This is a genomic window from Micromonospora sp. NBC_00617 (assembly GCF_045161355.1).
Lineage (GTDB): Bacteria > Actinomycetota > Actinomycetes > Mycobacteriales > Micromonosporaceae > Micromonospora.
Window position 1 is genome coordinate 4,729,271 of the sequence record NZ_CP107751.1, and the last position, 14,331, is coordinate 4,743,601.

The window sequence follows — 14,331 nt, forward strand, 5'->3', positions numbered from 1 at the left end:
CCATCGGGGGTCCGCGCTCCATCGGGCGATCGCGGCCCAGGGGCGCTCACGTTCCCACGCGGGCCGTCCCATCCACACGCGCGAGCCGCGTGCGTCCCACGGACACTCACCGGGCCGCGCTTTCGGCGCTTGCTCTGCGTTGATCGACTCGACTTCCAGAAAAGCGCGGTAACACCCTGGCGTTGACACCCCGACTTCCAGGAAGCCGAGTTGATCTCCCGCCACCCCGCCACCCCGCCACACGGCCACGGGCAGCGGAAGACGGACGTGGTCCGGGATCCGAGGGGTGGAGACGCCGATGGGCCCCGGCCTCGTCGGCCAGGGCCCATCGGGACGTGCTGTGGGTCAGTTGCCGCCGTTGGGGGCGCCGTGGCAGCGCTTGTACTTGCGGCCCGAGCCACACGGGCACGGCGCGTTGCGGGACGGGCCGTTGCCGGCGTCAGCCTGGTTGGGGACCGGACGTCGGGACCCGGCGGTCGGAAGCGTCGGGCCACGCAACCCGGAGGCCGGCCGCTGCGGGGCAGACGGCGCGCTCTGCCCGGGGGCTCCGGGTGCACCCTGGGCCGGCCGGCCCACACCGAGCGCCGGCGCCTGCTGCTGCTCCTGCTCGACGCTGACGGCGCCGGGGCTGGCTTCACCGTCGATGGTCGGAGCCGAATACTGCAGGCCCTGCCGCTGCGGCGAGCGGTTGAGGCCCTTGGCCCGGATCTCCACCGGCTTGTCGAGCAGCGTGACCTCTTCCGCGTCGGCGGTCGGCTCCGGCTCGGTGACCTGGACGTCCACGTTGTAGAGGAAGCCGACGGTCTCCTCCTTGATGCCCTCCATCATCGTGGCGAACATGTCGAAGCCCTCGCGCTGGTACTCCACCACCGGGTCGCGCTGGGCGTACGCCCGGAGGTTGATGCCCTCCTGGAGGTAGTCCATCTCGTAGAGGTGCTCGCGCCACTTGCGGTCGATCACCTGGAGCAGCACCATCCGCTCGAGCTGGCGCACCCCCTCGGTGCCGAGCTGCTCCTCGCGGCGGTCGTACGCGGCGTTCGCGTCCTCCTTGAGGCGGGCGACCAGGAAATCGGCGTCCATGCCGGCCCGGGAACCGCCGGCCTCCTCCTCCAGCTCCTCGATCGTCACGGCGACCGGGTAGAGCTGCTTGAGGCTGGACCAGAGCTGCTCGAGGTCCCAGTCCTCGCCGTAGCCCTCGGAGGTGGCACCTCGCACGTACGCCTCGACGGTGTCGTCGATCATGTTGCGGACCTGGTCGGAGAGGTCCTCGCCGTTGAGCACCCGCAGCCGCTCGGCGTAGACGACCTGGCGCTGCTTGTTGAGCACCTCGTCGTACTTCAGGACGTTCTTGCGGATCTCGGCGTTCTGGCCCTCGATCTGGGCCTGGGCGCTCTTGATCTGACGGGTGACCATCTTCGACTCGATGGGCACGTCCTCCGGGATGTTGAAGCGCTCCATCACCGCCTCGACCGCCCCGGCCCGGAAGCGCCGCATCAGCTCGTCCTGCAGGGACAGGTAGAAGCGGGACTCGCCCGGGTCACCCTGCCGGCCGGCGCGACCGCGCAGCTGGTTGTCGATCCGCCGGGACTCGTGCCGCTCGGTGCCCAGCACGTACAGGCCACCGGCGGCGGCGACCTCGTCCGCCTCGACGTCGCAGGCCTGCTTCCAGGTGGGCAGGACCTCCTCCATCGCCTTGGCGTAGTCCTCCTCGTTCTCCAGCGGGTCGAGACCGCGCTGGCGCAGCTCGTTGGCCGCGAGGAACTCGGGGTTGCCGCCGAGCAGGATGTCGGTGCCGCGGCCGGCCATGTTGGTGGCCACGGTGACCGCGCCCTTACGCCCGGCCTGGGCGACGATCTCGGCCTCCCGGGCGTGGAACTTGGCGTTCAGCACGTTGTGCGGGATGCCCCGGCGGCGCAGCAGCTGGGAGAGGATCTCCGAGTTTTCCACCGAGACGGTGCCGACCAGCACCGGCTGGCCCATCTGGTGCCGCTCGGCGATGTCCTCGATGACGGCGTTGAACTTGGCCTTCTCCGTCTTGTAGATGACGTCCGGCCGGTCCTCGCGGACCATCGGGCGGTGGGTCGGGATGCTCACGACGCCGACCTTGTAGACCTTGTTGAACTCGCTCGCCTCGGTCTGCGCCGTACCGGTCATCCCGGACAGCTTGTTGTAGAGGCGGAAGTAGTTCTGGAGGGTGATGGTGGCCAGGGTCTGGTTCTCCTGCTTGATCTCCACCCCCTCCTTGGCCTCGATCGCCTGGTGCATGCCCTCGTTATAGCGACGACCGTGCAGGATGCGCCCGGTGAACTCGTCGACGATCAGGACCTCACCGTCGCTGACGATGTAGTCCTTGTCGCGCTTGTAGAGCTCCTTGGCCTTGATGGCGTTGTTGAGGTAGCCGACCAGCGGGGTGTTCACCGACTCGTACAGGTTGTCGATGCCGAGCCGGTCCTCGACCTTGGCGACGCCGCGCTCGGTGACCGCGATGGTGCGCTTGGAGTGGTCGACCTCGTAGTCACCCTCGCCGTCCGTGCCGGGCTGGAGCCGGGCCACGACGCCAGCGAATTCGCCGTACCAACGGGCGGAGTGCTCGGCCGGGCCGGAGATGATCAGCGGGGTGCGCGCCTCGTCGATCAGGATGGAGTCGACCTCGTCGACCACCGCGAAGTTGTGCCCGCGCTGCACCAGCTCGTCCTTCGACCAGGCCATGTTGTCGCGCAGGTAGTCGAAGCCGAACTCGTTGTTGGTGCCGTACGTAATGTCGCACTCGTAGGCGGCCTTGTGCTCGCTGGCCGGGCGGTTGGGCAACACCACGCCGACGGTCAGCCCGAGGAACTCGTGCACGCGACCCATCCAGGCCGCGTCGCGCTGGGCGAGGTAGTCGTTGACGGTGACCACGTGCACGCCGTCGCCGGAGAGCGCGTTGAGGTAGACGGCCATGACCGAGGTCAGCGTCTTGCCCTCACCGGTCTTCATCTCGGCGATGTTGCCGAAGTGCAGCGCGGCGCCGCCCATCACCTGGACGTCGTACGGCCGCTGGCCGAGCACGCGGGCGGCCGCCTCGCGGGCCACCGCGAACGCCTCCGGCAGCAGGTCGTCGAGGGTCTCACCGTCGGCGAGCCGCTCCCGGAACTGCTCGGTCATCCCGCTCAGTTCCTCGTCGGTGAGGTTGACGTAGTCGTCCTCGATCGAGCTGACGGCGGCGGCGATGGCCTTGAGCCGGCGCACCATGCGGCCCTCGCCAGCATTAAGGACCTTTTCCAGAATCGACACGGATCAACGCTCCCCTAGACAGTCTCGAACCATCGTAGGCGCTCCATCGGCGCGATGGTCACTGGTGGCGGCGGTCCACCCCACCGAACCCGACATAATTCCCGCACGGGATGCGCCCGCGACGTTATCCGGTTACGCCTTCGGCGAACGTTCCGGCACGATGCACGGGTGAAGCCTGTGGAGATCGTCGAGGACGGCGTGCTGCTGCGACCCTGGCAGGAGGCGGACGCCGACGACGTACACCGCGCCTGCCAGGATCGGGACATTCAGCGTTGGACCACCGTACCGCGCCCATACCTTCGCGAACATGCCCACGGTTTCGTCACGGAGTTGAGCGCGCGGGCCTGGGCGGACGGCACCGGGGCACCGTTCGCGGTCTGCGACGCGGCCACCGGCGACCTGCTCGGCTCGTGCGGGCTGATCTCCGTCGACCGTGCCGGCACCGGTGAGATCGGCTACTGGACGGCCCCGTGGGCGCGCGGCCGGGGCGTGACCGTCCGGGCCACCCGGGCGGTCGCCCGCTGGTCCTTCGAGAAGCTGGGGCTGCGCCGGCTGCTCTGGCAGGCCGAGGTGGGTAACCATGCCTCCCGGCTGGTTGCCCTGCGGGCCGGGTTCCGGATCGACGGCCGGCTGCGGCAGGCGAACCCGGCGCCGGACGGCGGCTCGGACGGCTGGGTCGGCTCGCTGCTGCCCGGCGAGGTGCCCGAACCCGGGTCGACCGGGCCGGCCGGCCCCGGCACCCTGGTCGCCCGCCGGGCCGCCGTCTTCGGCCGCCCACAGCCGACCCTGTTCGCCACCTCGGCGGCCGGTGAGCTGCGGCTGCGACCGATCCAGGAGCGCGATCTGGACGCCGTGGTGCAGACCTGCCGCGACCCGGAGACGATCCGGTGGACCACCGTTCCGGACCCGTACGACCGCTCCGACGCACAGGGGTACCGGGGCTACGCCGAGGACGCCTGGGCCCGGGGGGATTCCGCCTGCTTCGTGGTCGCCGACCCGGACGACCGGTACGTCGGCACTCTGGACCTACGGCTCTCCCCCGCCGACCCGCTGCTCGCGGACGTGGGCTTCATGACCGCCCCGGCGGCCCGCGGGCGGGGTCACCTGCCGGCCGCCCTGATCGCGCTGAGCGCGTGGGGTTTCACCACGCTGGGACTGGCCCGGATCGAATGGAAGGCGAACGTGGGCAACACGGCCTCCCGGCGGGCCGCCGAGAAGGCGGGGTTCACGTTCGAGGGGACCGCCCGGGGCGGGGTCCAGCACCGGGGTGAGCGGGTCGACGCGTGGGTGGCCGCGCTGCTCGCCGGGGACCTGGCATGACCGGGGCACCGCCGGTCGTCGAGGCGCACGGGGTGCGGCTCCGGCCATTTCGGGCCAGCGACATCGCGGATCTGGTCGAGGGCTGCGCGGACCCGCTCAGCCAGCGGTTCGTGTCCAGTATGCCGGCCCCGTACACCGAGGTGGACGCCCACTGGTGGGTCGAGGCCGGCGCACCGGCGGTCTGGGCCGGCGGTGGGGCCGCGTACGCCATCGCGGACCCGGCCACCGACCGGCTGCTCGGCGGGGCCGGACTGGACAACCCGGTGCCCGGCCGGAGTCAGGCTGAGATCGGCTACTGGCTGCGGCCGGCGGCGCGGGGGCGCGGGGTGGCCACGGCCGCGACCCGCGCGTTGAGCGAGCACGCCTTCAGCGCCGGGACGGTCAGGCTGGAACTGCTCACCGAGCCGGAGAACGCGGCCAGCCAGCGCGTCGCGCTGGCCGCCGGCTTCCGGTACGAGGGCCTGCGTCGGTCGGCCGGGCAGCGCCGGGACGGCGGCCGGCACGATCTGCTGACCTGGGTACGCCTCGCCGACGATCCGCCCGGCCCGACCCCCCGGCTGCTGCCGGACCTGCCCGACGGGGTGCTCACCGATCAGGTGGTGGCGCTGCGTCGCCTCGCGCCGGACGACGCGGAGATGATGTACGGGTTGCACAGCCGGCCGGAGGTGGTCGCCAACCAGGCCCCGCCGGTGCCACCGACGCCCGAGGCGATCGAGCGGCGCTGCCGGCTGGCGGAGAGCGCATGGCTGACCGGCGACATCGCCCGACTGCTGATCGTCGCCGTGGCCACCGGCGAGCCGGCGGGCAGCTGCGGCCTGTCGTACACCGAGGTGACCAGCGGTGAGGCGTCGATCGGCTACGCGCTGCTCCCGCGCTGGCGGGGGCACGGCTACGCCACCCGGGCGGTGCGGCTGCTCGCGGCCTGGGCGTTCGGCCCGGCCAGCATCGCCCGGCTGACCGCCGGCACCGTGCCGGAGAACACCGCCTCGCATCGCGTGCTGGAGCGGGTCGGCTTCCAGCGCGAGGCCCTGCAACGCGGTCGCCTGCCCGGCCTGGCGGGTGCTCGCCTCGACGACCTGACGTTCGCCCTGCTGCCGGCCGACCTGCGCTGACGAGGCGCGGGGTTGTGGCGGCCGCCCACCACAACCCCGCGCTCGACGCGGGTCAGGCCCGGCTCAGGTGTCGAGGGAGATGATGCCGTAGTCGTAGGCGTGACGTCGGTAGACGACGCTGGGGCGGCCGGTCTCCTTGTCCTGGAACAGGTAGAAGTCGTGGCCGACCAGCTCCATCTGGAACAGGGCGTCGTCGATCGTCATCGGCTCCGCCGGGTGCACCTTCTCCCGGGCGATGTGCCACGGCTGGTCGTGCTCCTCCTCGACCCGCTCCGCGACGGCGGTGCCGGCGCGGGCGCCCGCGCCCGGCGCGGACAGCGGGGCGGCCACCAGATCCGTCACCGGCAGGTCGGCGGTGGCGGCGGCGACGGAGATCGGCGCGTGCCGACCACGGTGTACGCGGCGGCGGTCCGCCGCACGGCGCAGCCGGGTATCGAGCTTCGCGATGGCGGCGTCGAGCGCGCTGTAGAAATCGTTCGTGCAGGCCTCGGCCCGAATCACGGGGCCCCGGGAAACGCAGGTGATCTCCACCCGCTGGCAGTGGTCGGCCTGGCGCGGATTGCGCTCGTGAAACAGCTCGACATCGATGCGGATAATCTTGTGGTCGTAGCGTTCGACCTTTGCGAGTTTCTCGGCTACGTGTACCCGGTAATGGTCCGGCACTTCGACGTTGCGGCCCTTGACCACGATGTCCACGTGACCTCCCTTGTTCGGATCCGGTTACCCGGTCGCGCGCCGTGGGGAGACCCGCTGGCGTCGACCGGTCAGTACGGCTACGCCTCCTCTCACCGCCGGGGGCGGGATGGAAAGACTTCCTACCCCTGACAGCGAAACGCTAACTCCTGTTCGCTCGGCAGTCACCCCATGTTGGCAAGACGGCCCAGAATTTTTCGCACCTCATACACCAACGGGTGAAACGGAAACACGGTCGGTTACAACTGGTGTCTTTTCTCGGTCGCGGCGAGCACCGCGGCGACACCGGGTGGCCGTCCGCTCGCGGTCAGCACCCGGGCCGCCGCGGCCAGGGTCACGCCGGTGGTGACGATGTCGTCCAGCAGCACCACGAAGGGGGCGCCGGCCGCCCGGCGACGCCCATCGGACGCGCCGGACCGGGGTCGGAACGCCGCCTCGGCCGCCGCGGCCCGGCCCACGCTGTCCAGCGTCACCGAGTCCGGACGGGGCAGCGCGCGCAGCGGACGGCGCACCCGCGTCGGCCAGCCGCCCCGGCGCAGCCGGCTCGCGCAGTGCCGGGCCAACCGGTCCAGGTGGTCACCGTAGCGGGCCCGGGCCGCCGCGGCGGTGTCGGGCACGGGCACCAACTCCAGCGGACGGACTCCGCCGACCGCCGCAACGACCACCTCGGCCAGCAGCGCGCCCAACGGGCGGGCCAGACCGTGCCGGCCGTGCTCCTTGTACGCCAGCAGGGCCTCACGCAGCGGGCCGGCGTACGGGCCCAGGGCGACGCAGGGCGGCAGCCCCGCCGGGGCGGGTGTGGGGCGGACCGTCCGCGGACGCAGCACACCCAGCGCCGTCACGCAGGCGGGGCAGAAGCCGTGCCGCAGGACGGCGTGCCGCTCCCGGCAGCCGGCACAGTCCGCGGGCAGGACCAGGTCGGCGAGGTCCGCCCAGAGGTCGCGCACGGCGTCAGTAGAGGAAGAACGGGGCGGACGGGTTGCTCGGCCGGACCCCGGCCGGCGGCGCGGGGACGTCGCGCACACTTCCCGGCTCGATCCGTTCGAACGGGCTGCTGCGGTACGCCACCTTGTTCGCCTCGTACATGTACGCCCCGGTGGGCACGCGCACGCTGCGGTTGGTGGGGTACGCCGTCAGGTGGTTGACCTTGGCGCCCACGTCGGTGCGCAGCGGGGTCTCCAGAGCGCCGTCCACGCTGATCTCGTAGATCGCCGGCTGGCCCGCCGACCCGGCCACCACCAGCCGATCCTCGCCGATCCAGTCCACCGCGGTCAGACCGGTCAACGAGGTGACCAGGGCCCGGGGCGGGCCGACCGACATCCCGCTCCCGGCGCCGTCCAGGTTGATCGCCGCGACGTAGAGTCGCCCGCCGGCGATCAACGCGACCCGCTGACCGTCCAGCGCGGCGGCGACCGCGGTGACCTGCGGCGAGGGCAGGTTCAGCGGCACCTCCGACATGCCGGCGGCCTCGTCGAAGCGATAGAGACGTCCGTCGGCCACCACCAGCCCCTGTGCCGGGCGCGAGTCGACGGTACGCAGCCACACCGGGCGGCTGATCGAGGCGTACTCCGTGCCGCCGCGGTTGAGCGCGGCCACCGTGTCCGCGCCGGCGCCCACCGCGAGTCGCTGCCGGTCCTTGCCACTGGTCACCACCGTCGCGGCGAGGATCCGGTTGGTGCCCCGCGCGAGGCCGGCGGACACGATGTTGCGGTTGACCTCGGCCGCCAGGGGCACGATGCCGCTGGGCTCGCCGACGAAGTCCAGCGGGCGGATCGCGCCCTCGTAGACACCGAACCGCTGCGGGCTCTCCCGAACCGGGTAGAGCGGCTGGGCCAGCCGGCGCTCGTTGAGATCCTGCACAGGCTGCGAGTTGTTGCGGATCTTCAGCTCCAGCTCGCCCGGCAGATCACCCAGCGACCAGGCGAGCTGCGTGACCACCTGGTCGACCCGGTTCTGGTCGTCGCCGGACATGTCCAGGTTGACCTCCCAGCGGTTGTTCGCGCCGGTGGCGTTGTTGATCAGCTCGGTGCCGTCGGGCAGGCCGACGACGCCCGGCCGCAGCCAGTCGGACGGGCCGCCGACCAGCCAACGCACGACCTCGTTGACCCGGCGCTCGTCCGGCACCGCGAACGGCAGATAACGCTGGTCGGGCACCAGCCGCGTGCGGTCGGAGCTCCAGAAGTAGATCGACTCGTCCTGGTAGTACTGCTGAAGGGCGACGTCACTGAGCAGCAGCACGTTCGGCGGGTCGAGGACGTACTGACCGGCGCGCTCGTCGTTGTCGGCCCCACCGAAGGAGGCGCTGCGCAGCCGGAACTCGTACTCGGTCTCGGTCGCCACCGGCGGTGCCAGGGTGCCGTTGGTCCGCAGCACACCGATCTGCTGCACCGAGATCTTGACCGTGGTGGTCGAGTCGCTGTTGAAGGTGAAGACCGACTCCCGCAGCCGGACCACGGTCAGCGCGACCTCGCTGCCCTTCTTGTCCTGCAGGCGAGGCTTGTGCTCCGGGGCGATGAACGCCTTCACCCGCTCGTACGCCCGGTCCGGCTCCCCGGCGGCGGCGGACAGGAAGTTACGCACGAACGCCTCGTTGTCGCTGCCGCTGGCCGTACGCGACGGTGGTTCGCTGCTCCGGCCGTTGCTCGACCCGGCCTCGGTCGCCGTGCCGGCCTTGCCGTCCACCCGCACGTCGGACGACGCCGGGATGCCGCAGCCCGCGCTGAGCAGGAGCGCCGCGCCGAAGGCGCCCAGCAGTGGTCGAACCTTCACGAGCGCACCTCCGCCCGCTGGCCGTCTCCCGTCGGCGCGGGGCTGATCGCCAGCGCTCCACCGGCGCCCGGCCCGATGGCCAGCGGGCCGCCGTCGCGGGGGCCGCCGAACGGCAGCGCCGCGTCGGCGGGCACCAGCCGCAGCGGCGACGTGGTGAGCCGGTCACCGGCGCGGGCCGGCAGGGTGAGCCGGAACTGGGCGCCCTGCCCGGGCGCTCCCCAGGCTTCCAGCCAACCACCGTGCAGGCGGGCGTCCTCGAGGCTGATCGACAGACCCAGCCCGGTGCCGCCGGTCTGCCGGGCCCGGGACGGATCCGCCCGCCAGAACCGGTTGAACACCAGCTTCTCCTCACCCACCTTCAGCCCCACCCCGTGGTCGCGAACGGTGATCGCCACGGCGGTGTCATCGATGCCGAGGGTGATCAGCACCGGACGGGCCTCGCCGTGCTCGACGGCGTTGCCGACCAGGTTGCGCAGCACCCGCTCGACCCGGCGGGGGTCGACCTCGGCGATCACCGGCGTGGTCGGCAGGTCCAGCTCGATCTCCACGCCCACCCGCTCGGCCAGGCCGGCCAACCGGTCGACGACCCGGTGCACCACCGGCACCAGGTCGGTCGGCTCGGCGTCCAGCATGGCGAAGCCCGCGTCGAACCGGCTGATCTCCAACAGGTCGGTGAGCAGCTCCTCGAAGCGGTCCAGCTCGGCCTGGAGCAGTTCGGCGCTGCGGGCCACCGCGGGGTCGAACTCGTCGCGCTCGGCGAAGATCAGGTCGGCGGCCATCCGGACCGTGGTCAACGGGGTCCGCAGCTCGTGCGACACGTCGGAGGTGAACCGGCGCTGCAACCGGGACATCTCCTCCAGGCGCAGGATCTGCCGTTGCAGGTTGGTCGCCATCTGGTTGAACGAGGCTGCCAGCAGCGCGAGGTCGTCCTCGCCGTTGACCACCATCCGCTGGTCGAGAAGGCCGGCGGAGAGCCGCTGGGCGGTACGCGCGGCGACGCGGACCGGGTTGACCACCAGGCGGGTGACCAGGGCGGCGAGCAGACCCAGCAGGACCACCAGGGCGATGCCGGTGGCGACGACGGTGGCTCGGGCGTCCGCGGCGGTGGCGTCCTGCCGGGTCAGCGGCACCAGGTAGTAGAGCTCGATCTGCCCGAAGCGGGTCGGCACCGGCGAGCCGTAGACCAGGTACTTCGTCGTTTCGCCGGTGAGCCGACCGGTCTGGATCTGGCTGGCCACCTTGCCGCTGGCGACCGCGGCCCGCAGCTCCTTGCTGATCAGGGGCTGGACGTTGACCGCCGGCGCGGTGCGGGTCTGGATCATGGTCGGGTAGTCGGCGGCGGTGATGGCCACCACCACGCCACTGGTCTGCTGCGGGTCGCCGCCGGCCAGGTAGTTGACCGTGCCCTCGATGGTCTCCTGAAGCTGCGCCTCCTGCGGCTGGCCGTAGAGGGAGACCTGCTTGGCCGCGTAGCCCGCGCCGCCCTTGACCCGCAACTGGACGTCGGTGCGGGCGTTGTCGAGCAGGATCGTCGTGATCTTGTCAGCGATCAGGTACGCGAAACCGCCCACCAGCAGGCTGGAGGCGACCAGCGTGATGGTCACCACCCGGACCTGGAGCGAGCGGCGCCAGGTCTGGTGTGCCCGGGCCACCAGCCGCGCGACCCGGCCACTGAGGGCACGCCACAGGTCCCGGCCGGCGTTGAGCCGGCGGGCTGCCGTGGTCTGGGGGTGCGGGGGCGGCGAGGTCGACACAGTGTGACCAGGCTATCCGGTGCCCGCCTTGTAGCCCACGCCCCGCACGGTGAGGATGATTTCCGGCCGCTCCGGATCTGGTTCGATCTTGGCGCGCAGCCGCTGCACGTGCACGTTGACCAGTCGGGTGTCGGCCGCGTGCCGATAGCCCCAGACCTGCTCCAGCAGCACCTCGCGGGTGAAGACCTGACGCGGCTTGCGAGCGAGCGCGACCAGCAGGTCGAACTCCAACGGCGTCAGCTTCACCTCCTCGTCGTTGCGGCTCACGGTGTGGGCCGGCACGTCGATGGTGATCTGGTTGCCGGGCGGGCCGATGGTCAGCATCTCCGGCGCCACGTCCTCGCCACGGCGCAACCGGGCCCGCATCCGGGCCACCAGCTCCTTGGGCTTGAACGGCTTGACCACGTAGTCGTCGGCGCCGGACTCCAGGCCGAGGACGACGTCCACGGTGTCGCTCTTGGCGGTCAGCATGACGATCGGCACGCCGGACTCGGCACGGATCGACCGTGCCACGTCGATACCACTCATTCCGGGCAACATGAGGTCGAGCAGGACGATGTCCGGTCGACTGTCACGGAACGCTGCCAACGCCCGCTCGCCATCGGCCACGAACGAGGGCAGGAAACCCTCACTGCGCAGCACGATGCCGAGCATCTCGGCGAGTGCGGGGTCGTCGTCGACCACCAGTACCCGGGCTCTCATGGGATTAATATTGCATCCCCATTCAGTTCGGTGGGACCGGCGTCACCCGGCACGGATAGCGCCGCCGGCAAAACCAGTCACCGCGACCCGCGGCGGCGGCGCCACGTGGTGCGAGGGCCAGCGCAGGGATCGGACCCGGGGCCGGCTGTCACCATGATCCCCCCTCGGCGCCGTCCGGCGCCACCGTAGGCCCCGGACGGCCGCGCTGTCGCGATCCGGACGACGGGTCGCCGTCGTGAGCCTGCTGGCGCTCACCCGAAGAGCGAGCGGCCCCAGTGGTCCCCACCGTCGCGTACTCCGGGCGGGCAGGCGAACAGGCCGCTGGAGACGTGCCGCAGATATTCGTTCATCACGTCGTGGCGGGCCAGCTGGGTCTGGATCGGCACGAACTGCCGGCGTGGATCCCGCTGGTAGGCGATGAAGAAGAGGCCGGCGTCGAGCCGGCCGAGACCGTCCGAGCCGTCGACGAAGTTGTAGCCCCGCCGCAGCAGGTGCGCGCCGTTGTTCCTGCTCGGGTGAGCCAGGGCGACGTGGGCGTGCTCGGCGATCAGCGGCTTGCCGTCGTCACCGCGTGCCGCGAAGTCCGGCTCGTCGAATTCCTTGCCGCGCCCGAGCGGGGCGCCGCTGCCCTTGGTCCGACCAACGATCTCCTCCTGCTCGGCCAGGGAGGTCCGGTCCCAGGTCTCCACGAGCATCCGGATCTTGCGGGTGACCAGGTACGACCCGCCGGTCATCCAGTCCGGTCCGTCGCCCGGCTGCACCCACAGCTGGTCGCGGAGCAGGTCGGTCTCCTCGGCCTTGAGGTTGGCCGTGCCGTCCTTGAAGCCGAACAGGTTGCGGGCGGTCGCCTGGTCGCGGGACGTCGACGACGTACGGCCGAAGCCGAGCTGCGACCAGCGGACGCTGACCACCCCCATGCCGATCCGCGCCAGGTTGCGGATCGCGTGCACCGCCACCTGGGGGTCGTTGGCGCACGCCTGCACGCACAGGTCGCCACCGGAGATCGGGGCCTGCAACGCGTCACCGGGGAACTTGGGCAGCTCGGCCAGGGCGGCCGGGCGGCGGTCGGCGATGCCGAACCGGTCCCGGCCGTCGGCGTCGCGGAACAGCGTCGGGCCGAAGCCGATGGTCAGGGTGAGCTGCGACGGCGGGAGGCCGAGCGCCTCGCCGGTGTCGTCCGGCGGGGCCTCCGGCATGCCACCGACCGCGCCGAGCACCCCGGCGTCGCGGCCGGCCGTCATGCGGGCGGCGGCGGCCGTCCACTCCTGGAGCATCTCGACCAGGCGGGCCCGGTCCTTGGTGATCACATCGAAGGCGACGAAGTGCAGCCGGTCCTGCGCCGGGGTGACGATGCCGGCCTGGTGCTCCCCGTGGAACGGGACCGCGCCCGCCGGGTGGTCGCTGGCGGCCGCCGGGCCACGGGAGTCGCCCACCAGCGCGCCCGCGCCAGCGGCCACCCCGGCGACTCCGGCCACCCCCGCGCCAGCGAGCGTGATGGCCCGCCTGCGCGTCAACCTGCTTGCGCTCATCGACTCGACTCCCCCTGCGTCCCGGTCACCGGGCGACGACTGCGGCGACCTTGCTGATCGGCTCGGCGAGCGCGTTGATGCCGTCGGAGAGCTCCTTGAGCTCCGCCTTGCTCAACGCGGTGTGCAGCTTCCACCCGTCGCCGTCGCGGTGCTTGCCGAGCTGCGCCTCGACGTTCGCGAACTCGGTGTCGAGCTGCTTGACCAGCTCCGGCGAGCGCTGCTCCAACGCGGGCCGGAGGGCGGACAGCGCCGCCTTGGAACCTTCCAGGTTGGCGGCGAAGTCCCACAGGTCGGTGTGCGAGTAGCGCTCCTCCTCGCCGGTGATCTTGCCGCTGGCGACCTCGTCGAGCAGCTCCTTCGCGCCGTTGGCGAGTTGGAGCGGGGAGAGCTTCTCGGCGTTGGCCTTGGCCACGATCTCCTTGACGTCGACCAGCAGCCGGTCCGCGATCGGGCCGTCCTTGCTGATGTCGCCGGACTGCCAGAGGTCCTTCTCGATCCGGTGGAAGCCAGTGAACTCCATGCCCTCCTCGATGACCTCCTCGCGGCCGTCGATCTTGGGGTCGAGGTCGCCGAAGATCTCGGCCACCGGCTCGATCCGCTCCCAGTAGGTGCGCGCGACCGGGTAGAGCGCCTTGGCCTTCGCCACGTCGCCGGCCTTCACAGCGACGACGAACTCCTCGGTCTTCTCCAGCAGCGCGCCGGTCTGGCTCTTGACGTAGCGCTGGTAGTTGTCGGTGGCCCCGGCCAGGGTGGCGTCGGCGGTCAGGGGCTGCGCCGAACCGCTGACCTTGAGCGCGCCCCGGATGCCCTTGCCGCTCATCCCCGGCTTGCAGGCCGTCTCGTACGTGCCCGCCGGCAGCTCGACGTGCAGCTCACGGCTCAGACCCGGGGCGATGTTCTCCACCTCGCCCATCACCCGGTCGCCGGAGGCGTACACGTAGAACTCGGTGACCTTCGCGCCCGAGTTGGTGATCTTGAAGGTAGCGGTTCCGGCGCCGAGGTCGGTCGTGCCGACCTCGCAGGCGGTGTCGGTGGCCTTGACCACGATCGCGCCACCGGCCGCGCCCGCCTCATCCTTCTTGGAGTCGGAGCACGCGGCGACGCCGGCCGTCGCCAGCACACCGGCAGCGGCCAGCGCGAAGAATCGGGTGGTACGCATCTGAGCTGTCTCTCCTCGTG

General features: G+C 71.5%; 10 protein-coding genes. 2 read left to right on the forward strand and 8 right to left on the reverse strand.

The genetic code is table 11. The annotated features are described in order from the left end of the window. Positions 1-345: 345 nt before the first annotated feature. A complete protein-coding gene (gene secA / locus OG505_RS21720; protein ID WP_405427041.1) occupies positions 346-3,273 on the reverse strand; it encodes a preprotein translocase subunit SecA in 2,928 nt (975 codons plus the stop codon). A gap of 168 nt (positions 3,274-3,441) precedes the next feature. Here secA and OG505_RS21725 point away from each other — a divergent pair, with 168 nt between their 5' ends. Together OG505_RS21725 and OG505_RS21730 are read left to right on the forward strand one after the other, a co-directional pair. Next, complete coding sequence (locus OG505_RS21725) at positions 3,442-4,593, forward strand: GNAT family N-acetyltransferase (RefSeq protein ID WP_405427043.1); 1,152 nt, start codon at positions 3,442-3,444, stop codon at positions 4,591-4,593. Next, positions 4,590-5,705: a GNAT family N-acetyltransferase gene (locus OG505_RS21730; protein WP_405427045.1), complete on the forward strand. Its 1,116-nt coding sequence runs from the start codon at positions 4,590-4,592 to the stop codon at positions 5,703-5,705. Before OG505_RS21725 ends, OG505_RS21730 begins: the two co-directional genes overlap by 4 nt. A gap of 63 nt (positions 5,706-5,768) precedes the next feature. On the opposite strand, the gene hpf is transcribed toward OG505_RS21730, so the two are convergent. The 7 genes from hpf to efeO form a co-directional block, all read right to left on the reverse strand. Then, positions 5,769-6,401, reverse strand: a complete 633-nt coding sequence (gene hpf / locus OG505_RS21735) for a ribosome hibernation-promoting factor, HPF/YfiA family (RefSeq protein WP_405427047.1) — start codon at positions 6,399-6,401, stop codon at positions 5,769-5,771. A gap of 236 nt (positions 6,402-6,637) precedes the next feature. Continuing rightward, positions 6,638-7,345 carry a ComF family protein gene (locus tag OG505_RS21740; protein WP_405427048.1) on the reverse strand — a complete coding sequence of 236 codons (708 nt, stop codon included), beginning with the start codon at positions 7,343-7,345 and terminating at the stop codon, positions 6,638-6,640. Positions 7,346-7,349: 4 nt separating this feature from the next. Further along, entirely contained in the window at positions 7,350-9,167 is a 1,818-nt protein-coding gene (locus OG505_RS21745; protein WP_405427050.1) for an LpqB family beta-propeller domain-containing protein, read from the reverse strand. Beyond that, a complete protein-coding gene (gene mtrB, locus OG505_RS21750; RefSeq protein WP_405427052.1) occupies positions 9,164-10,921 on the reverse strand; it encodes an MtrAB system histidine kinase MtrB in 1,758 nt (585 codons plus the stop codon). The genes OG505_RS21745 and mtrB overlap by 4 nt, the downstream gene beginning before the upstream one ends. A 12-nt stretch (positions 10,922-10,933) precedes the next feature. Beyond that, positions 10,934-11,623 (reverse strand): MtrAB system response regulator MtrA, encoded by a 690-nt coding sequence (gene mtrA / locus OG505_RS21755; protein ID WP_007455837.1) that lies wholly within the window; start codon positions 11,621-11,623, stop codon positions 10,934-10,936. A 251-nt stretch (positions 11,624-11,874) separates the two neighbouring features. After that, positions 11,875-13,152, reverse strand: a complete 1,278-nt coding sequence (gene efeB, locus OG505_RS21760) for an iron uptake transporter deferrochelatase/peroxidase subunit (RefSeq protein ID WP_405427055.1) — start codon at positions 13,150-13,152, stop codon at positions 11,875-11,877. Positions 13,153-13,177: 25 nt separating this feature from the next. Further along, the gene (gene efeO / locus OG505_RS21765) at positions 13,178-14,311 is read right to left on the reverse strand and encodes an iron uptake system protein EfeO (RefSeq protein WP_405427057.1); all 1,134 of its coding nucleotides are present in this window, start codon (positions 14,309-14,311) and stop codon (positions 13,178-13,180) included. Positions 14,312-14,331: the final 20 nt, after the last annotated feature.